This window comes from Vogesella mureinivorans (assembly GCF_007644035.1).
Classification (GTDB): Bacteria; Pseudomonadota; Gammaproteobacteria; order Burkholderiales; family Chromobacteriaceae; genus Vogesella; species Vogesella mureinivorans.
In genome coordinates this window covers 61,373-80,094 of sequence record NZ_VMTV02000663.1, presented here as the reverse complement: position 1 = coordinate 80,094, position 18,722 = coordinate 61,373, and the positions used below count along the sequence as shown (strand labels likewise).

16 protein-coding genes are annotated in these 18,722 nt (G+C 61.1%); 12 read left to right on the top strand and 4 right to left on the bottom strand.

Annotated features, from left to right (window positions below; genetic code table 11):
• Nucleotide 1: 1 nt before the first annotated feature.
• From FLQ44_RS17570 to FLQ44_RS17515, 12 genes are all read left to right on the top strand, one after another.
• Nucleotides 2-1,453, top strand: coding sequence for a tetratricopeptide repeat protein (locus tag FLQ44_RS17570; RefSeq protein ID WP_147695441.1), 1,452 nt, complete (start codon nucleotides 2-4; stop codon nucleotides 1,451-1,453).
• Nucleotides 1,454-1,513: 60 nt separating this feature from the next.
• A complete protein-coding gene (gene galU, locus FLQ44_RS17565) occupies nucleotides 1,514-2,386 on the top strand; it encodes a UTP--glucose-1-phosphate uridylyltransferase GalU (protein ID WP_147695440.1) in 873 nt (290 codons plus the stop codon).
• A 66-nt stretch (nucleotides 2,387-2,452) separates the two neighbouring features.
• Complete coding sequence (locus tag FLQ44_RS17560; protein WP_147695439.1) at nucleotides 2,453-2,995, top strand: hypoxanthine-guanine phosphoribosyltransferase; 543 nt, start codon at nucleotides 2,453-2,455, stop codon at nucleotides 2,993-2,995.
• A 213-nt stretch (nucleotides 2,996-3,208) separates the two neighbouring features.
• A complete protein-coding gene (locus tag FLQ44_RS17555; RefSeq protein WP_147695438.1) occupies nucleotides 3,209-3,937 on the top strand; it encodes an S-methyl-5'-thioinosine phosphorylase in 729 nt (242 codons plus the stop codon).
• A 32-nt stretch (nucleotides 3,938-3,969) separates the two neighbouring features.
• Nucleotides 3,970-5,379, top strand: a complete 1,410-nt coding sequence (locus tag FLQ44_RS17550) for a class I adenylate-forming enzyme family protein (protein WP_147695437.1) — start codon at nucleotides 3,970-3,972, stop codon at nucleotides 5,377-5,379.
• Nucleotides 5,376-6,734, top strand: a complete 1,359-nt coding sequence (locus tag FLQ44_RS17545; RefSeq protein ID WP_147695436.1) for an aldehyde dehydrogenase family protein — start codon at nucleotides 5,376-5,378, stop codon at nucleotides 6,732-6,734. The genes FLQ44_RS17550 and FLQ44_RS17545 overlap by 4 nt, the downstream gene beginning before the upstream one ends.
• A 34-nt stretch (nucleotides 6,735-6,768) precedes the next feature.
• Complete coding sequence (locus FLQ44_RS17540; protein ID WP_147695435.1) at nucleotides 6,769-7,881, top strand: radical SAM protein; 1,113 nt, start codon at nucleotides 6,769-6,771, stop codon at nucleotides 7,879-7,881.
• Nucleotide 7,882: 1 nt separating this feature from the next.
• The gene (locus FLQ44_RS17535; protein WP_147695434.1) at nucleotides 7,883-8,383 is read left to right on the top strand and encodes an acyltransferase; all 501 of its coding nucleotides are present in this window, start codon (nucleotides 7,883-7,885) and stop codon (nucleotides 8,381-8,383) included.
• Entirely contained in the window at nucleotides 8,380-8,604 is a 225-nt protein-coding gene (locus FLQ44_RS17530; RefSeq protein ID WP_147695433.1) for a hypothetical protein, read from the top strand. Before FLQ44_RS17535 ends, FLQ44_RS17530 begins: the two co-directional genes overlap by 4 nt.
• Nucleotides 8,605-8,609: 5 nt before the next feature.
• Nucleotides 8,610-9,605: a class I SAM-dependent methyltransferase gene (locus FLQ44_RS17525; RefSeq protein ID WP_147695432.1), complete on the top strand. Its 996-nt coding sequence runs from the start codon at nucleotides 8,610-8,612 to the stop codon at nucleotides 9,603-9,605.
• An 8-nt stretch (nucleotides 9,606-9,613) separates the two neighbouring features.
• A complete protein-coding gene (gene rffA / locus FLQ44_RS17520; RefSeq protein WP_147695431.1) occupies nucleotides 9,614-10,777 on the top strand; it encodes a dTDP-4-amino-4,6-dideoxygalactose transaminase in 1,164 nt (387 codons plus the stop codon).
• Nucleotides 10,752-15,527 carry a glycosyltransferase gene (locus FLQ44_RS17515; RefSeq protein ID WP_147695430.1) on the top strand — a complete coding sequence of 1,592 codons (4,776 nt, stop codon included), beginning with the start codon at nucleotides 10,752-10,754 and terminating at the stop codon, nucleotides 15,525-15,527. The genes rffA and FLQ44_RS17515 overlap by 26 nt, the downstream gene beginning before the upstream one ends.
• Nucleotides 15,528-15,584: 57 nt before the next feature.
• Here FLQ44_RS17515 and FLQ44_RS17510 read toward each other — a convergent pair whose 3' ends face one another.
• From FLQ44_RS17510 to FLQ44_RS17495, 4 genes are read right to left on the bottom strand one after another with little or no spacing between them, the layout of a single operon-like run.
• On the bottom strand, nucleotides 15,585-16,451 hold the full coding sequence (locus FLQ44_RS17510; protein WP_147695429.1) for an NAD(P)-dependent oxidoreductase: 867 nt from the start codon (nucleotides 16,449-16,451) through the stop codon (nucleotides 15,585-15,587).
• Nucleotides 16,448-16,807 carry an EscU/YscU/HrcU family type III secretion system export apparatus switch protein gene (locus FLQ44_RS17505; RefSeq protein ID WP_147695428.1) on the bottom strand — a complete coding sequence of 120 codons (360 nt, stop codon included), beginning with the start codon at nucleotides 16,805-16,807 and terminating at the stop codon, nucleotides 16,448-16,450. The genes FLQ44_RS17510 and FLQ44_RS17505 overlap by 4 nt, the downstream gene beginning before the upstream one ends.
• Nucleotides 16,788-18,299: a flagellar hook-length control protein FliK gene (fliK, locus tag FLQ44_RS17500; protein WP_147695427.1), complete on the bottom strand. Its 1,512-nt coding sequence runs from the start codon at nucleotides 18,297-18,299 to the stop codon at nucleotides 16,788-16,790. Before fliK ends, FLQ44_RS17505 begins: the two co-directional genes overlap by 20 nt.
• Nucleotides 18,296-18,691 (bottom strand): DUF2802 domain-containing protein, encoded by a 396-nt coding sequence (locus tag FLQ44_RS17495; RefSeq protein ID WP_147695426.1) that lies wholly within the window; start codon nucleotides 18,689-18,691, stop codon nucleotides 18,296-18,298. The genes fliK and FLQ44_RS17495 overlap by 4 nt, the downstream gene beginning before the upstream one ends.
• Between the last annotated feature and the right edge of the window lie 31 nt (nucleotides 18,692-18,722).

Sequence of the window (18,722 nt, the reverse complement as noted above, 5' to 3'; positions counted from 1 at the left end):
CATGAGCCATCAGCACGAGCAGTGGTTCCACCAGGCCAACCAGCTGCAAGCCGCAGGGCAGCTGGCCGAGGCCGCTGTCTTATGGCAGCGCCTGTTACAGCTGGCGCCTGGCGACTGGCAGGCCAGGCTGAACCTGGCCAATGTGTGGCAGGCGCAAGCGCAGTACGAGCCTGCGCTGGAAGCCTATCTGGTGGTATTGCAGCAGGCACCGCAATCGCTGTCGGCCAAATGCAACCTGGCCCAGCTATTAAAGACACTGGGCGAGTACGCGGTGGCGGCCCAGCTGCTGCAGGAGGTGCTGGCTCAAGACGCCCGGCACATCGATGCCCTGTCTGCCTTGTCGCTGGTGTGCCTATACCTGTGCCAGAACGACCTGGCGGTAGACTTTGCCCGCCAGGCATGCGCCTTGGCTCCCGATCGGCCGGCATTGGCGGCCAACCTGGGCTTGCTGCTGACGCAGGCGCGGCAGTACGAGGAGGCCGAGTCGGTACTCTCTGCCGCGATCGCACGCTTTGGTGCCTTGTCGGATCTGCGCTGGAACCGCGCCATCGTGCGCTTGTACCTGGGGCAGTACGAGGCGGCATGGCCCGATTATGAAGCCCGTTTTGCGTCGGTATTGCCCGCCAGGCATACCGCGCTGATGCGCTTTGACCCGCTACGCCACCATGGTGGCCGGGTGTTGCTATGGGCCGAGCAGGGCCTGGGTGACAGCATCATGATGATGCAGCTCTTGCCTGCGCTGCAGCAGCGCTTTGCCTTGCAGCTGACGATTGAGGCGCCGGTCAGTTTGCATGGCTTGTTTGCCCGGCTGTTGCCGGAGGCGGTATTGCTGCAGCCTGGCGAGCCGGCAGAGGCCGACGCCCAGCTGCCGATGATGTCGGTGCCGGCGGTGCTGGCGCTGCCGCGCCAGGCGCTGGCTGGCCACCCGTATCTGCTGGCCGCCGCTGATAGCGTGGCGAGCTGGCAGCAAAAAGTTACCGCGTGTGCCGCGCCGGGGCGGCGTCTGGGGCTGGTGTGGTCCAGCGGGGTATGGTCGGCGGCCGGTGCGGCCAACTATAACCATACGCGCAAGAGTATCCCTGCTGCACAGTTGGCCGCGCTGGCCAATGTGCCGGGGGTAAGCTGGTTTGCGCTGCAGCCGGGCTGCGACAGCCAGCAGCTGCCTGTGCCGGTTATCGATCTGACGCCGGATATACAGGGCTTTGACGATACCGCCGCGCTGATGGCAGCGCTGGACGGCGTGGTGACAGTCGATACGGCGGCGGCGCACCTGGCTGCAGCCATGGGCAAGCCGGTGTGGGTGCTGATGCGCTATGAAGGGGCACCGTTTTTTGGCCAGCACGACGATATGCCGTGGTATCGGGGGGTGGTGGTATGCCGGCAGCAGCAGCCCGGAGAGTGGGGAGAGGCGCTTGCAAAATGCATCGATATGATAAAATCACGGCCAACCTAGGCAGCGCTGGATTTGTCTGGTGATGCCACCATTGAGCTTTTCAACTTTTCAGGAATTGTCATGCAAAAAATCCGTAAAGCCGTGTTTCCGGTAGCCGGCATGGGAACCCGTTTCCTGCCAGCCACCAAGGCTAGCCCGAAAGAGATGCTGCCCGTGGTGGACAAACCACTGATCCAGTACGCGGTAGAAGAAGCCGTGGCGGCGGGCATTACCGAGCTGATCTTCATTACCGGCCGTAACAAGCGCAGCATCGAAGACCATTTCGACAAGGCCTACGAGCTGGAAACCGAGCTGGAAAACCGCAACAAGAAAAAGCTGCTGGAGCTGGTGCAGGAGATTCTGCCGGCCAACGTGAGCTGCATCTATATCCGCCAGGCCGAAGCGCTGGGCTTGGGCCACGCGGTACTGTGCGCCAAGCCGGTGGTGGGCGACGAGCCATTTGCCGTGATTCTGGCCGATGACCTGATTGCGGGTGAGCCAGGTGCCATGGAGCAGATGGTGCGCCTGTTCGACGACACGCACAGCTCGGTACTGGGGGTGGAAACCGTGGCACGCGAGGAAACCGGCTCTTACGGTATCGTTGAGGTGCAGAAGAACGTTCGCGGCCATCAGGAAGTGGCCAGCATTGTGGAAAAACCGCATCCGGACGTGGCACCGTCCAACCTGGCGGTGGTTGGCCGTTATATCCTGACCGCGCGTATTTTCGACAAGCTCATCAACACCGTGCCAGGCGCGGGGGGTGAAATCCAGCTGACCGACGGTATTGCGGCACTGATGAAAGACGAGCCGGTACTGGCGTTGCCATTCCAGGGCAAGCGCTACGATTGCGGCTCCAAGCTGGGTTATCTGAAAGCCACGGTAGAATATGGCTTGCAACACCATGAAGTCGGCGCGGACTTCACCGCCTACCTGAATTCGCTACAACGCGGCTAACCCCGCATTGACATTCTGCGCCGCCTTGGTCATAAAGGCGGCGTTTGTTTTTTGAAAGGAAATACCATGCCTAATGTTGCCGAAGCCCGTGGCATTCTTAATAGCTCCGACATTCTGTTCAGTGCAGCAGAAGTGGATGCTGCCGTAGACCGCATGGCAGAAGAAATCACTGCCGAGCTGGGTGAAACCTACCCGCTGGTGCTGTCTGTCATGGGTGGTGCGGTGGTGTTCACCGGCCAGCTGTTGCCACGCCTGTTGTTCCCGCTGGATTTTGACTACGTGCACGTATCCCGTTACGGCGATAAAACCCAGGGCGGTGAGCTGGTGTGGAAAACCGCACCGAAAGAAGACGTGCGCGATCGCGTGGTCCTGGTGCTGGATGACATTCTGGACGAAGGCCATACCATGGCGGCGATTCGCGACAAAGTGCTGGAAATGGGCGCCAAAGCCTTCTACAGCGGCGTGTTCGCCAATAAGCTGATCAGCAAGGAAAAGCCGATCAAGTCCGACTTCGTGGGCCTGGACGTGCCGGATCGTTATGTGTTCGGCTACGGCATGGACGTACGCGGTGCCTGGCGTAACCTGCCGGCCATTCATGCGCTGAAGTAATGTGTCACACGGGGGTGGGCGTTCTCTTGCTACCGCCCCCGCTTGCACCTGGTCTCAAAGCCCACAACATAAATACTGTGGGCTTTTTCATGCCTTCGGATTAGAATTATTGAAGAAAAATACCAAGCTGAGCCACATGATTGCTTGCCCTGATTAGCTGCCCGCCAGGGCCAGCGTATTTCAGGCGGGCAAACGGATAATAAGGAGAACGCCATGCTTGCCATCATCGGGGGAAGTCGTCTTGTCTCCCTGCCCATTCTTGATGTTACCCACCGCCAGATCGTTCGCACGCCGTATGGCGAGCCATCTTGCGCCCTGACTTTTGGCAATGTGGGCGCGCGCAGCGTCGTGTTCATGGCGCGGCATGGCTATGGCAACTCCATTGCCCCGCACGAAATCAACTACCGCGCCAATTTGTGGGCCTTGCGCCATGTCGGTGCGCGTGAAGTGATTGCCATCGGCAGTGCGGGCGGTATCCGCCCCGATATGCACACCGGCAGCCTGGTACTGCCACACGATGTGCTGGACTATACCTATGGCCGCAAGCACACCCTGTTCGAAGGTGCAGAGCATGCCATGCGCCATATCGATTTCAGCGAGCCTTACCACCCGGCACTGCGCCAGCGTTTGCTGTTGGCGGCCGCGGGGGCCGGCTTGAACGTGATCAGCTCGGGCGTCTATGCCTGCACACAAGGGCCCCGGCTGGAAAGTGTGGCAGAAATCCGTAAGCTTGAGCGCGATGGTGCCGATATAGTAGGGATGACCGGTATGCCGGAGGCGGCGCTGGCTGCCGAGCTGGCGCTGGACTATGCCGCCTTGTGCATTGTGACCAACCGCGCGGCGTCGCAGGGCCGCCAGGGTGCCGAGCAGGATTTTTCCCCGGACATTATCGCCAGGAGCACGCAAGACGTTGCCAACCTGTTGAAAGCCTTCTGCATCTGAACCGATGCCCGCGTGATGAGAGGATAAAGTAGATGGCCGTTCGTACGGATCTGCTGCTGGATATCGTAGCCCAGTACCATGACCAACCCTTTGTGCAATCTGCCAAGGGGGCGCTTACCTATCGCCAGTTTTACGGCAATGCCGTGCGCTTGCTGAACTTCCTGATCGACCGTGGCGTGCGCCGTGGCGACCACGTGGTGGTCAGCCTGGAAAACCGTACCGAATACCTGGAGCTGGTCATGGCACTGGCACTGGGTGGCATGGTGATGTGCCCGGTAGACCCGGCGGCCAGTATCCAGCAGCTCAATAAGGTCAAACAGCTGGTGAATGCCAGCTACACCATTACTGCCTATTCGCAGCTGGCGTATGCGCTGGATGATACCTTGCCCGACTACTGCCACCAGGGCGAGCTGGATGACCCTTTCCTGATCGTTTTCTCGTCCGGCACCACCGGCATGCCCAAGGGCATCGTGCAGTCGTTTGGCCGTTTCTTTCAGGGCGCGGCCCGGTTCGCCCAGCATGCCGGCAAGCAGGCCGGTGCGCTGACACTGCATAACTGGCCCATGTTCTATAACGCCGGCCTGTTCAACCTGTTTGCCTGCCCGTTCATGACCGGTGGCCGCATCTGGGTAGGGGAGCGCTTTACCGCCAAGCAGATGGGCCAGTTCTGGCAAACCATTCGCGCGCAACAGCCGGACATTGTTTACCTGTCGCCCACCATGATGGCGTCGCTCAGCAAGACCCTGCGCTTTTTCCCGGATACCGCCGGCCTGCTGCAGCACGCACGCGTGATCTCCACCAGCTCCATCCTGTACCCGGCCATTCGGCAAGCTTTCCAGCAGCAATGTGGCGCCACCGTTTACCCCTGCTTTGGCATTACCGAGCTGGGCGGGTCGTTTACCGTGGGCGATGCGCACAGTGCAGATTTCTCGGTAGGCCAGGTCATGCCAGGTGTGCAGGTCAGCCTGGCGGCAGAGGATGGCGAGCTGCTGGTCAGCACGCCTTACATGGCGCTGGGTTATCTGAACCCGTCGGGCGGTATCGACCGTTTCGACCCGGCCCAGCCTTTCTGCAGCGGTGATCTGGCCACGCTGGCCGGTGACGAGCTGATCATCCACGGCCGCAAGAAAGACGTAATCAAAAAAGGCGGCGAGAACATTCACCTGGTGGAAATCGAAGAAATCGTGCAGGGCAGCGGTTACTGCGTGGAATGCTACGCCGTGGGCAAGCCGGACGTGTTCTGGGGCGAAACCTACGACCTGTTCTTTACCATCGATAACCCGCAGGACGAGGCGCAAGTGCGCGAAAAGCTGATGCGGCTGATGAACGACAGCCTGCCGCAAGCGCTGCGCCCCGAGCATATCGTGCGCGTGGACGAGGTGCCCCGTACTGCATCCGGCAAGCCGATGAAACGGCTGATCCGCTACACGGAGTGCCAATGAGCTCCGCGCTGCTCTATACGCACGACCCGCGCACCGGCCACCCGCTGGGGGGCTACCCCTTGAGCGATGCGGCCAACGTTGGCCGCGTGGCGCAGCAGTCTGCAGCTGCATGGGATACGCACTGGCGCCACACCACCACCGTACAGCGTGCGGGCGCATTACAGGCCGTGGCCGCTGCCATGCGCCAGCAACAGCAGGCCTTTGCCCAGGCAGAGGCGGCCGATACCGGCAAACCGCTGGCCGCGGCCTGGCAAGAAGTGGACGGCGCCATTGCCTTATGGGAATACGCCGCCGCCCTGGCACTGACCCGGCAGGGGGAAAACCACACCCAGGCCCGTGCCGGGGGCATGGCGCTGACGCTGGACGAGCCGATTGGCCCGGTCGCGCTGATCGTACCGTGGAATTACCCGCTGATTACCGTGGCCGAACGCCTGCCGTTTGCGCTGGCCGCCGGCTGCAGTGTGGTGGTGAAGCCATCCGAGCTGGCGGTCGGGGCCTTGCCGTTGTTGGCCGAGCTGCTGGCCAGTCTGTTGCCCGAGCACACGGTGCAGTTTGTCTACGGCCAGGGCCCCGAGGTCGGCGAGGCACTGGTGAGCCACCCGGCTATCCGCATGGTGGCTTTTGTCGGTTCTACCCGGGTTGGCCGCATCATCGAACAAGCTGCCGCCCTGCATGGCAAGCGCTTTGCCGGCGAGCTGGGTGGAAATAACTATGTACTGGTGGCCGCCGATGCCGATATAGCTGTAGCAGCGCGTGCGATTGCCGCCGGGCTGTTGCGTAACGGTGGCCAAGCCTGCATTGCCGGCAACCGCGTACTGGTGGACCCGGCGGTGGCCGATGCGCTGCTGGCCAGCTTGCCGCAGGCCATGGCCGAGCACCTGGCGGCCAACCCGCTGCAACCCATGATTACCCTGGCGCACCGCCAGCAGCTGGCTGCCTATGTTGACCAGGCCGAGTCTGCCGGCTGGCAGCGTGTACCGGTGAGCCAGGTGCCGGGCGACGGGCAGTTTTTCGGGCCGGTACTGCTGGATGGCTGCCACCCGGACAGCCCGCTGTTTCATCAGGAAATCTTCGGCCCCGTGCTGACCATTGCCAGGGTGCCCCAGGCGCAGTTTGTGTCTGCTTTGCAGCAAAGCGAGCACGGCCTGGCCTTGTATGTGTGGTCGGCCAACCTGACGCAGGCCATGCAGCTGGCCCGGCAGGTACGCGTGGGCCGTATATGGATCAACGCCGACCCCACGCAGTGGGTGGGCGGCTTGCCGGTTGGTGGTTTTGGCGCGTCGGGCTTGGGGCGCGAATGCGGGCTGCAGGGTCTGTCCGCTTATTGTGTGCCCAAGTCTGTGCTGATTGGCTGACCCCCTCATTGGATTGAATTGGAAGAATACGCTTATGAGCCAGATATCCCGTCCGCTTTCCCTGGTGGAAAAACTGAAGCAGGAAACCGTGCAGGAATACATTCAGCGCTTCCTGTGGAATAAAAGTAATACCGCCCCTTTCGTGGTGGAGCTGGACCCAACCACCGCCTGCAACCTGGCTTGCCACGACTGCATCAGCGCCAACCTGCTGAACCAGGGCGGCATCGATGGCGAGCGCCTGCTGCGGCTGGCGCAAGAGTTTGCCCAGCATGGCGTGCGTGCCGTGGTGCTGATCGGTGGCGGCGAGCCCATGGCGCACCCCAAGTTTGGCGAGCTGGTGCGTGCGCTGCATCAAAGCGGCATCAAGGTGGGGGTGACCACGAACGGTACCTTGATGCACCGTTATATGGACGAGTGCACCCAGATGACAGACTGGCTGCGCGTGTCGGTGGATGCGGGCAGCGAAGACGTGTTTTCCGAGTTCCGCCCGCACGCCAGCGGCAAATCACAGTTCCCGCTGGTGATCGACAATATGCGCAAGATGGCGGCCAACAAGCGTGGTTTGCTGGGCTATTCCTTCTTGCTGCTGACCAAGTACAACACGGATGGCAGCATCCAGAGCACCAATGCAGTCGATATCGAAAAGGCCGCGGTGCTGGCCAAGGAAATCGGCTGTGACTATTTCGAAGTCAAACCAGCATTCGACATGATGCACTTCCTGCAGCAGCAGGATAAGAGCGTGGTCGAGCTGGTGAATGCACAGCTGAAGAAGATTCGCGAGCTGGCCGATGATCACTTCAAGATCATTGCCCCCTTCACGCTGGAAGAAGCGCTCAATGGTGTGGGCGTCCAGATCAAGCCCTATAACCGCTGCCTCACCGCCGAGCTACGCACCGTCATTACCCCCAGCGGTGCCTATGTCTGCCCGTATCACCGCGGCAACCTCAATATGCGTATTGGCGATATTGCCAAAGTCTCGCTGGAAGAGTTGTGGAAAGGCGACCGCCGCAACAAGGTGATGGAGCGGGTAGACCCGGCCAAGCACTGCACCTTCCACTGCATTCGCCATGAATCCAACCTGCTGCTGGAAAAAATGGCCGCCGGTGAAATGGTCGAGCCGATTTCTGACTTTGACCTGTTCATCTGATATGAGCTATCTGACGAAAGAGGCCCTGCTGGCGCTGGGCTTCAGCCAGGTGGGCGACGACGTGAAAGTGTCGCCGCTGGCGCGCCTGTACGCGATTGAAGGTAGCCTGGGTCACCGTGTCCGCATTGATGACTTTGCCATCCTCACCGGCCAAATCGAGCTGGGGGACGACGTGCATGTTTCGCCATTCTGTTTTCTGGGTGGCACCGGCGGGCGTATCCGCCTGGGTCATGGCGCCGGTATGTCTACCCATGTCAGCCTGTTTACCAAGAGTGACGATTACAGCCGGGCGCAAGCTGGCCCGCGCGACAAGGTATGCGGCGACATCACCCTGGGGCGCTACACCATTCTGGGGGCGCAGTGTGTGGTGCTGCCCGGGGCGGATATTGGTGAGGGGTGCAATTTTGGCGTGGGCTGCGTGGTAAGCGGTGCCATCCCCGCTGGCAGGGCTTACGTCAGCATGGGTATCAAGATGGTGAATGTCGGCAAGGGGGAGGCATGATGGATAACGCGCAATGGATTGCCGCTTTTTTCCAGGAAGAAAGCGCGGTAAGCCTGCTGGCAGACAAGCCCGTTTTTGCCCAGGTGGATTCTTTTGCCGTGGTGGGCTTCCTGATTGCCTGCGACGAGCGCTTTACTGATTTTTCGGCAGTCGACACCGACCAGCTGGCCCAGCTGACCCTGGCCGAGCTGGCGGCGGTGCTCGATAGCTTGCAGGGTTGAGCCTGATGAACCGGGCAGATTTTGACGCCGCCAGCTACCCCTGGGTTCGCCAGGCCCTGCAGCAGGCAAACCAGGCATTGCGCCAGGCCGAGCAGGCCGACTTTAGTGGTTTGCTGGCGGCCGATGGCGAGTTTTTGCCAGGTGTCGCCTACACCCGGGATTGCCCCTTGTGTGACCACCCTGCGGCCAACGCACGCCAGCTATTCAGGGCGCACGGCATGCATATCATGGCGTGCGCAGGCTGTGGTTTTGTCTATAGCCGCGATGTGCTGTTACCGGGGGCCGAACAGGCGCGTTACCGGCAGAGCCAGTCCAGCCAGGCAAACCAGGCGTTAAAGGTAAACGAAGCCTACCGTTTTCTGGAACAGAAAAAAGCAGAGTACGTGGTTGGCCGCCTGGCGCAGTTCAGCCCGCCCGCCACCCTGCTGGACGTAGGCTGCTCAAACGGCACGCTGCTGGAGCAGGCGCGCAGGCAAGCCTGGCAGACCTACGGTATCGAGCTGGGCGAAACCGCAGTGCAAAGCTGCCTGGAAAAGGGCTTGCAGGTGGTGCACGGCAGCTTCCCGCAAGACTTGCCGGCGCACTGGCCGGCGATGGACGCCGTGGCGCTGTTTGATGTGCTGGAGCACCTGCCCTCGCCACGGCAGTCGCTGCAGCAGATGACGGCCTGCCTCAAGCAGGATGGGCTATTGCTGGTGCAAGTACCCAATCAGCGCAGCTTGCTGCTGGCTATCGAGCAGCAGAAAAACAATAACTATTGTCATGGCCACTGGAGCTATTTTACCCCCCGCACGCTGCAAGGGCTGCTGGAGGAGGAGGGCTTCGCCTGCTTGCACCTGGAAACCTATATCAGCGAACTGGACCGCATCCTGGCATACGATGATGATATTGTGCGTAATGCATGGGCTACGTTATCGAATGAGACGCCACAGCTAACGGCAGAAGGCCTGTGGGCACAGGATATGGGCTATAAGGTGTTTGGCATTTTCAGGCGCCGGTAAAGGACTGTATGGAAAAAATACCATTTGGCAAACCGCACATCAGTGGTAGCGAGCTCGCCTACCTGCAACAGGTGCTGGATAGCGCCTCGTTGTCGGGTGATGGCGCCTTTACGCGCAAATGCCAGGCCTGGCTGGAAAACCAGCTGGGCACGCCAAAGGCCATGCTCACGCACTCTTGTACCGCAGCACTGGAAATGGCCGCCATCCTGTCTGGTGTGGGGCCGGGCGACGAAGTCATCATGCCGTCGTTTACCTTTGTTTCCACAGCCAATGCTTTTGTATTACGCGGTGCGACCCCTGTTTTTGTCGACATCGACCCGCATAGCCTGAATATTGACCCGCACGAAATACGAGCAGCCATCACACCGCGTACCCGCGCCATTGTCGTGGTGCATTATGCCGGCCACCCGTGTGATATGGATGCTATCCAGGCACTGTGCCAGCAGCATGGTTTGCTGCTGATAGAAGACGCCGCGCAAGCCATCCTCACTGAATACAAGGGGAAGAAGCTGGGCACCATCGGTGATCTGGGCTGCCTGAGCTTTCACGAAACCAAGAACGTGATCAGCGGCGAGGGCGGGGCACTGCTGGTGAATAACCCGGCTTTTTTTGAGCGTGCCGATGTCATCTGGCAAAAGGGGACCAACCGCAAGGCTTTCTTTGAGGGCCTGGTGGACAAATACACCTGGGTAGATGTGGGCTCGTCGTATTTGCCCGGTGAGCTGATTGCCGCCTTTCTGTATGCCCAGCTAGAGCAGGCAGAACAGATAAACCAGGTACGTCGTGGCCACTGGGCCTTGTACCGCCAGCTATTGCTGCCGTTGGCCCAGGCAGGGTATATCGAGCTGGCCGAGCCGCTGCCCGCAGCCGGCGAAAACGCGCATATTTTCCATATCATGCTGCCGGATGCGGGCCAGCGTACCTGCCTGATCCAGTATCTGGCGCAGCGGGCCGTTTCTGCCGTGTTTCACTATATCCCCCTGCATAGCGCGCCGGCGGGCCGCCAGTTTGGCCGCGCCCATGGCGATTTGCCCCATACAGACCGGGTAGCCAGCAGCTTGTTGCGGCTACCGCTGTTCCCCGGCATGTCTGCTAGCCAGGTGCACTACGTCTGCAGCCAGATCTCTCAATTTTTTCAGTGCAAACATGACCCAGCCCCTCATTCAAGCTAAGCCCGGCAACGCGCCGTACTATATTGTTGCCCCTGACTTTCACGAGGCATCCGGCGGTGTGCGGGCCATGCACTACCTGTGCCACCAGCTGAACCAGGCCGGTTGCGAGGCGTATATGTACAATCAGGGTGTATCGCAGCTGCTGGATACCCCGCCCATTACGCCAGAGATACTTGCCCGCCATCAGCTTGCTGGTGTCGAGCCTGTCGTGATTTACCCGGAAGTGGTGGCAGGTAACCCGCTGAAGGCCCGTCATGTGGTGCGCTACCTGCTGAACCACCCGGGTTTTCTCACGAAAACACCATTGGACAAACTGGGTTGGCACACGCGTGATCTGGTTTATACCCATGGCTGGGATATTGTGCCCCCCGGCTGGCACGCCAATCTGCTGCAGGTACCGCTGCTGGATACCAGCACCTATTACAACCGTGGTGACGAGCAGCGCAGCGGCAGCCTGGTATGGTTCAGCCGTTTTCTGAATGCCGGCGGCCAACCCCTGCCGCTGACGGCAGACTCGACCGAGATTTCATTCCGGGTGCCATTGCGTACTCCTGCCCAACTGGCCGAGCTCTATCGCGGTGCCGAGGTGCTGTATACCTACGAGCACAGTACCGCCTGCTTCGAAGCCCTGCTATGCGGCTGCCCGGTCGTGTATCTGCCTAACCCGTTGTTTCTGTCGGCCCCGGTGCACAGTTATCTGGGGGACGACGGGGTAGCGTGGGGGAATGATCCGGCGCAACTGGAAAAAGCCAGAGCGACTGTCGCCAATGTTGCCCGCAAGTACCAGCAAACCATCGACGAGTTTCAAGGCGAGCTGCAAGACTTCATCGCGCATACCCAAGGCCTGGTGCAAAGCCGGATGGCGGCACAGTATGCCCTGCGCCAGCTGCCAGATGTAACGCATCGGTCGCGCCCACCCGAGTTCGCCGGGGAAGGCGACGTGTCGGGCGAGAAGCTCAAGGTAGGTGTTATTCACCACGACTACTTGTACGGCGCCAGTTTCAATATCCGTCTGGGTGACCCGCTGGTGCAGCTCTCCCCCTGGCTGGACGTGGCTTTGTACCCGGGGCGCAAACAATTCAGCCACCGGCCGGAAGAAACGGATTTCAACACGCTACTGGCGTGGTGCGACCTGCTGGTCATTCAGCGTGGTGCCCTGGGCGAGAAAAACGCCGAATACGTCGATAAAGTGCTAGCCAGCGGCAAACCCTGGATTTTTGAAACAGACGACTGGCTCCCGGCCTTGCCCGCCTACCACCCGCAGTATGAACAGTTTCAGCCCATACCATTGCTACGGTACTGGCAAGAAAAAATCCCGTTCAGCTCGGCCGTAGTGGCCAGTACCCGCTATCTGGGCGAGAAGCTGCAAGGCTACGGTGTCCCGGTGACCGTTATCCCCAACAGCCTGGCCTATGCACGCTATAAAGAGCTGCTGGCTGTAGGCGAAGCCAAAGACAAGGTCACTATCGGCTTTTTCGGTACGAACTCGCACGGCTGGGATATGAAGATCATCGAGCCCGCCTTGCGCGCCATTAATACCAAGTACGGCATGCAGCGTGTGCGCTTTGTGTTCTTTGGTGGCAATCGTGTCGATTTCAAGACCGAGGCCGACGTACGTGTCATTGACACCGGTGTCACCTATGCGGCCTACCTGCCGGCTATCCGCCGTTTTGGTATCGATATCGGCCTGGGGCCGCTGGATGACAGCGAATTCAACCGCGCCAAATCCGACCTGAAATGGCTGGATTACACCGCAGTGGGGGCCGCATCCATCCTGAGCAACGTCACACCGTATGGCGAGGCAAAAGAAAAAGGGCTGGCACTGGTGGTGGATAACGACACCGCCAGCTGGACCGCCGCGCTGGAGCGCCTGATAGAAGATGCCGCCTATCGTCAGCAACTGGCGCTGGGGTCTTACGAGTATCTGCTGCAGTACGCCACGCAAGAATCCCAGGCTTACCAATGGGTAGACGTTATACGCCAGGTGTTGCCGCCAACCCTGGCAGCCAAACTGGCTGGCTACCACCCAGGCTTGCAGGCGCCTATCCCGCTGGAAAATGACCACCGTCTGGTGCGCGAGCCTTATAACCGTACCTTCCAGAATGCGTATGTAGACGACTTGGCCCGCCACCTGACGCTGAACGCGGTGCAAACCAAAGTCTTGCTGGTGGTATGGGTAGACCCGCGCAATGCGGCCAACCTGGCCGATACGCTGGACTCCCTCAGCCGCCAGCTTTACCGGCACTGGCAGCTGGTGTGTGTGGCAACCGAGCCATGCCACGACCCGCTGTTCCAGTCGGACGAGCAATATGGCTGGTTTGTGGCCCCCTCGCTGGATGAGCCTACACGGGTAGCCGTGCTGCAGATGTTGGCCGCAGAGCTGGGCGCCGAATGGCTTGGCGCCTTCGAGGCCGGTACCGAGTTCGACATGGATGCGCTGGCCAGGGTAGTCGCCGCCGCTGCGCCAGGCACCAGCATGATTTACAGCGATTCGCTGGATGGCCGCTATACCGCGCCCGTCAATACCCATCGCCGCCACGCCCTGAACCCGCTGTACCTGTGCAGCTACCACTATATTGGCGACGCCGCATGGTATTACTGCCCGCTACTGGCCCAGGCCGAGGTGGCCAGCGTGAGCGAGCTTGCCCTGGCCATGCTGGCCAAGGGCGGCGAGCAGTCTGTCCGCTACCTGGCCGACGTGTTGCTGGCGCTACCATCTGGCCGCGGGCACTACCCCTACGCAGATAGCCACGCGCCTGCGCAGTACCTGGCTAGCCGGGGGCTGGCACCACAGCTTGGCCATGGGCACGGTGAGTCGCTGGCACTGCGCCTGCCATACCAGGCGCCGCAGGTGGCGGTGTTGATCAGTAATGTGGACTCGTTCGAGTTCATCAAACCATGCCTGGATTCGCTGTTTGATAAAACTGCCTACGCCGATTTCAGCGTGTGGGTGGGCGACTGCGCCAGCCGCGATACCGACGTGCTGGACTACTACCAGCAATTGGCGGCCCGCTGGCCCGGGCGTTTCAACCTGGTGCATTTCGAGCGCCATGTGTCGCCTGCCGAGGTATTCAATTGCCTGGCGGCAGCAGTCAGCAGCCCTTACGTGGTGTTGGCGCACAACGATACACATTTTGTGCAGCCAGCCTGGCTAGACGAGCTGCTGGCATTGGCCGCCTGGCCGGACGCGGTAGCCGTGGTGCCCAAGCTGGTATTCCCGGAAACCGGCTTGCTGCAGTGTGCCGGCCTGATTCTGGGTGGTAGCAAAGCCGATGTGTTGTTCCAGCAGGAAAGCGCGAATGAAGGCATCACCCACGCCGGGTATATGAACCGCCTGACCGCCATGCGCGAGGTGGCAGCGGTGCATTCGCCTTGCGTATTGCTGCCTACTGCCGTACTGCAAGCGCAGCCATTGCGCCACGATATCTTGCGAGTAGGCGAGCTGGCCATGCTGGAGTGGGGGCTGCGCCTGCGCCGGGAGGGCGGCAAGCTGCTGTTTGCCCCGGCGTCGATTGTGGTTCACCACCAGCGCAACGGCTCATTGATTTCGCATGGGCAGGAGGAAGACTGGGCATTGCTGCATAGCGAACAGAACGATTTCCTGAACGGTGTGGACTGGCTACGTCAGCACTATCTGCCGGAACTGTCCATGGATCCTTTCTACAACCGCGCTCTGATGCTGGCCCAGCCACTGTACTCGGACGATAGTGCAGTGATGGGTGCCTGGCCGGACTTCCCCACCAAGCACCCCAGAGTCCTGGCACTGACCGTAGGTGGTGCCAGCGCCGATTATCGCGTGAAGCAGCCTGTGACCGTACTCGTGGAGTCGGGTATGGTGCATTGCACCACGATGGGTGATGGCGTGCGCCGGATTTTGTCAGTACAGGAGATTCAGCGTTTGGGCGTTGATATCCTGTATATGCAGAACCCGGCGGACCGCAATGAAATCACTGCGCTGGAACAATACCGCAAGTATTTGCCAGCACTGAAAGTGATCATTTCGCTGGACGACCTGTTATCGGAGATCCCCGAAGAGAGCTCGGTGTACAAGCACTTCCAGGCCAATATCCGTGATGTGCGCACACGGCTGAAGCAGGCCTTCAAGCTGGCCGACCGCATTGTGGTGTCTACCCAGTTCATCAAGGACTACTACCAAGGGGCGCACCCGGATATCCGTGTGGTGCCCAACCGGCTGCCGCGCGCTACCTGGGGCGAGCTATCGTCCAAGCGCGGGCAGGGCAGCAAGCCACGCGTGGGCTGGGTGGGTGCGCAGCAGCACAAGGGGGATTTGCGTATTCTGGCCGAGGTCATCCGCCGTACCGCCGATCGCGTGGAGTGGGTGTTCATGGGTATGTGGCCGGAAGGCGTGGACGAGCTGATTGCCGAAAAGCACCAGCCGGTACGTTATAGCGAATACCCTGCCAAGCTGGCATCGCTGAATCTGGACCTGGCTTTGGCACCGCTGGAAGACAATGCCTTTAACGCTGGCAAGAGTAATCTGCGTTTGCTGGAGTACGGTGTGCTGGGCTGGCCGGTAGTGTGCTCGGATGTTTACCCCTACCGTACCGACAACCCGCCAGTGACCCGGGTTGCCTGGCAGGTAGAGGCCTGGGTGGCCGCCATTGACGAACACTTGCAACAGCCGGATTGGTCGGCACAGCAAGGTAGTGCACTGCGTAGCTGGGTTGACCGCCACTTCTGGCTGGAAGACCACATAGCAGAGTGGCAGCAAGCTTTGCTAGGTCGCTAGCATGCAAAAAAGAGCGGGGTTTCCCGCTCTTTTTTATGGTGCGCCTGGTGGTGCTGCCTAGTTTTGTTGCCAGATCAGCCGCGCAATGGCAGACGAGTCCAGCTCGCCCTCGCCCTGGGCGACCAACTGGCCAATCAGGCCGGCCACGCGTTCAGCCTCTGGCAGGCGTATGCCCAGCTCGCGCGCGGTATCCAGCACGATCCCCATGTCTTTCTGATGCAGCTTGGCTTTGAAGCCGGGGGCGTAGTTGTCGTCGATCATGCGCTGGCCATGCACATCCAGCACCTTGCTGCCGGCAAAGCCGCCCAGCAGTGCCTGGCGTACCGGTGCCGGGTCCACACCGCAGGCCTGCGCCAGCTTCATCACCTCGGCCACTGCGGCAATGCCGACACCCACGGCAATCTGGTTACAAGCCTTGGCGACCTGGCCGGCACCGCTATCACCGATGTGGGTGATGGTCTGCCCCATGGCCGCCAGTACCGGGCGTACCTTGTCCAGCGCGGCGGCGTCGCCGCCCACCATGATGGTGAGCGTGCCATTGATGGCACCGACCTCACCACCGGATACCGGGCAATCCAGGAAAGTCACAGCGCTTGCGGCCAACCTTTGCGCGATATCGCGGGCGCCAATCGGCGAGATGGTGCTCATGTCCACGCACACCAGGCCGGGCCTGGCGGTGGTGGCGACACCATCGGGGCCCAGCAGCAGCTGCTCGACATCAGCGGTATCCGACACATTACTGATCAGCACGTCCACTTGCGCGGCCAGCTCGGCCACGCTGGGCGCCCAGTGCGCCCCGCCATCGATCAGCGCCGTGGCCGATGCCTGGCGGCGTGCCCAGACCGTTACATCAAAGCCGGCTTTTAACAGGTTGATGACACACGGGCGGCCCATGATGCCCAGGCCGATATATCCCACTTTCATTGATTGGCTCCAGAGTTGGTTTGCACAGCAAGAGGAGGCGGCCGGCGCATGGCCAGCCACTGGGCAAAGTCGATTTTTTCGCCTTTGGCTTGTTGTTCCAGAAAATAAACGAAGGCCAGGATTTCGGCCACGGCACGGTACAGCTCGGGCGGAATGTGGCTATCCAGGTCTACCTGCATCAGCAGGTTGACCAGCTCGGGCGAGTCGTGCACGAACACGCCAGCGTCTTTGGCTTGCTCGATAATGCGCTCGGCCATCTGGCCGTAGCCTTTGGCCACCACAGACGGGGCGTTGGCGCCTTCTTTATAGCTGAGTGCTACCGCCGAGCGGCGGTGATCAAGGCGAGCCTGTTTCATGTCTTACCTGCAAGCTGGCCAGAGCAAGCCCGGCGGCTTCCATGGAGCCTGCCAGCTGCTGTCTGTGCTGCTCAATCATGGCGGCAGCCTCGGGGTTGTCGGTGTCAAAAGTGAGCTGGATCTGGTTGCCTACCATGCGGATACGTGCGGCCAAGCCGCCCAGTGCCGGCAGGCTTAAAGCCAGGTTGGTATGCCAAGCGCGCATGTCCTGCTGCCCGTTCGCCTCACGCTCGCCAGGCTCTTCCGGCTGGATCTGCCATTGCACCAGCTGGCCGGGCCAGGCCTGGCCGGTAAAGACAAACTGCTTTTGCTCCAGCGTATCCAGCTGGCGTTGTACCAGGTGGCCGATTTCCTGCGTGACAGCGCTTTTGCCGCTGGGCTCGGGGGGCAGGGCACTCGCCAGCCTGGCTTGTGGCTCTTGCTTGAGCTCGTCCAGCGACAGGCGGCCATTGGCCCAGGCTTTTTGGTGCGCCTCATAAAACACACCGCTTTTTTCAACGGTGGCCTTCAGGCGGGTTTCGCTTTCCTGTGCGGGCTGGGCCGGGTCGGCTAGCAGTGCTGCGTGGGCAGCCGTGGTGTGCAGGGCGGGGGGGGTAGCGGCCAGGCTGGCAGCCAGCTGGCTGTTGATGGTGGCGGCCAGCGGGCTGCTACCGGTGGCCAGCTGGCCCGCCATGCCGGGTGGCAGCTGGGTGAGCAGGCTCGCGCCAGGGCTCTGGTTGGCCGCATGATTGCCACCGGCAACGGTGAGCAGGCTGGATAAATAGCGTGACGCCGTGCTGAACGTGACAGCGGCCGACTTGTCGGTTTCCGCCGCCTGTGGCATGTCCACTTGCTGAAAGCTGAGCACCGGCTCGGTACTGCGCACGCGCAGCAATAGCGGGTCGGCGCGCAGCGCCTGGCCATCACCGGGCGCCTTCAGCGTAAAGGCTGCATTTTTTACCAGTACGGCCGCGCTGCCGTCGGGCAAGCGCTCGGCTACTTTGGCCATCACCCACTCGCCCGTCTGGAAGGCCGGCATTTTACCGGTGGGCTGCGACAGGGTTTCCAGCGCCACCCCTTCGCTGCTGGCGGCCAGCTGCATGGCGTTGGCCAGTGCCTGCGACTGCCGGGCGGCGATCTGGTCTGCCGGGGAGGGCGGGGGTTTAAGGTCGTCGCCATCCAGCAGGAAAAAAGACAGCGGCTGTGTGGTGGCTACCCGCAGGCGTAGCGCCTCGCCTTCTACTTTGCCATCTTGCGGCACGGTCAGGATAAAGGGCTCGCCTTTGATCTGTGCGGCCAACTTGCCATCGGGCAGCCGCTCGCTGACCTGGGCCAGCAGGGTTTCGCCGCTTTGCAGCGCGGGCATGCGGGCCGGTGTACTGCTGGCTTCCAGCAGCAAACGGCCTTGCTCCCGGCCAAGCTTGATGGCCTGGGCGGGCGTAAGCGGGCTGCCGGCTAGCTCGGCAGCACCGGTTTGCGTACCGGACAGGCCGGGTAACAACGGCGAAATCATGCGGTGGGGCTGTTACGGTAAAGAGAAAGGATCAATTCGGCTTCACTGCGGGAGATGCCGCAGCGTTCTGCTACGTCGGCGGTAGAAAAACCACGCTTGAACAATTCGATCGCCTGGTTGTAAGGGCTAGCGCCCTCCGTGGTGGCCAGGGGCTGCTGGCGTAATACGGTTCTGGCGGGGGGCGCGGGTGGTGGCGCGGCAGCGGCAGGTTTGGCTTGCGAGGCTTCTTGCAGGCTGCGTTGCATGGCACTGATCTGGCGCTGCAGGTGGTCAAAGGTACTGGCCTCTACCCGCCGCTCTGATTCGATCATGTCAATACGCCGCCACAGCCAGAAAACGATGCCGGACTGTAACACCACAATCAAAAACAACAACCAATCGGTAGTATTCATCGCTGGCTCCTGCGTGCTTACCGCGACACGG

Bases quoted from the DNA above. Each gene is read 5' to 3' on its own strand.
- FLQ44_RS17570 (WP_147695441.1), top strand. From the start codon at position 2: ATGAGCCATCAGCACGAGCAGTGGTTCCACCAGGCCAACCAGCTGCAA.
- FLQ44_RS17510 (WP_147695429.1), bottom strand. From the start codon at position 16,451: ATGAAAGTGGGATATATCGGCCTGGGCATCATGGGCCGCCCGTGTGTC.
- FLQ44_RS17540 (WP_147695435.1), top strand. From the start codon at position 6,769: ATGAGCCAGATATCCCGTCCGCTTTCCCTGGTGGAAAAACTGAAGCAG.
- FLQ44_RS17515 (WP_147695430.1), top strand. From the start codon at position 10,752: ATGACCCAGCCCCTCATTCAAGCTAAGCCCGGCAACGCGCCGTACTAT.
- FLQ44_RS17505 (WP_147695428.1), bottom strand. From the start codon at position 16,807: ATGAAACAGGCTCGCCTTGATCACCGCCGCTCGGCGGTAGCACTCAGC.
- FLQ44_RS17535 (WP_147695434.1), top strand. From the start codon at position 7,883: ATGAGCTATCTGACGAAAGAGGCCCTGCTGGCGCTGGGCTTCAGCCAG.
- FLQ44_RS17525 (WP_147695432.1), top strand. From the start codon at position 8,610: ATGAACCGGGCAGATTTTGACGCCGCCAGCTACCCCTGGGTTCGCCAG.
- FLQ44_RS17530 (WP_147695433.1), top strand. From the start codon at position 8,380: ATGATGGATAACGCGCAATGGATTGCCGCTTTTTTCCAGGAAGAAAGC.
- FLQ44_RS17495 (WP_147695426.1), bottom strand. From the start codon at position 18,691: ATGAATACTACCGATTGGTTGTTGTTTTTGATTGTGGTGTTACAGTCC.
- FLQ44_RS17560 (WP_147695439.1), top strand. From the start codon at position 2,453: ATGCCTAATGTTGCCGAAGCCCGTGGCATTCTTAATAGCTCCGACATT.
- FLQ44_RS17555 (WP_147695438.1), top strand. From the start codon at position 3,209: ATGCTTGCCATCATCGGGGGAAGTCGTCTTGTCTCCCTGCCCATTCTT.
- FLQ44_RS17550 (WP_147695437.1), top strand. From the start codon at position 3,970: ATGGCCGTTCGTACGGATCTGCTGCTGGATATCGTAGCCCAGTACCAT.
- fliK (WP_147695427.1), bottom strand. From the start codon at position 18,299: ATGATTTCGCCGTTGTTACCCGGCCTGTCCGGTACGCAAACCGGTGCT.
- rffA (WP_147695431.1), top strand. From the start codon at position 9,614: ATGGAAAAAATACCATTTGGCAAACCGCACATCAGTGGTAGCGAGCTC.
- galU (WP_147695440.1), top strand. From the start codon at position 1,514: ATGCAAAAAATCCGTAAAGCCGTGTTTCCGGTAGCCGGCATGGGAACC.
- FLQ44_RS17545 (WP_147695436.1), top strand. From the start codon at position 5,376: ATGAGCTCCGCGCTGCTCTATACGCACGACCCGCGCACCGGCCACCCG.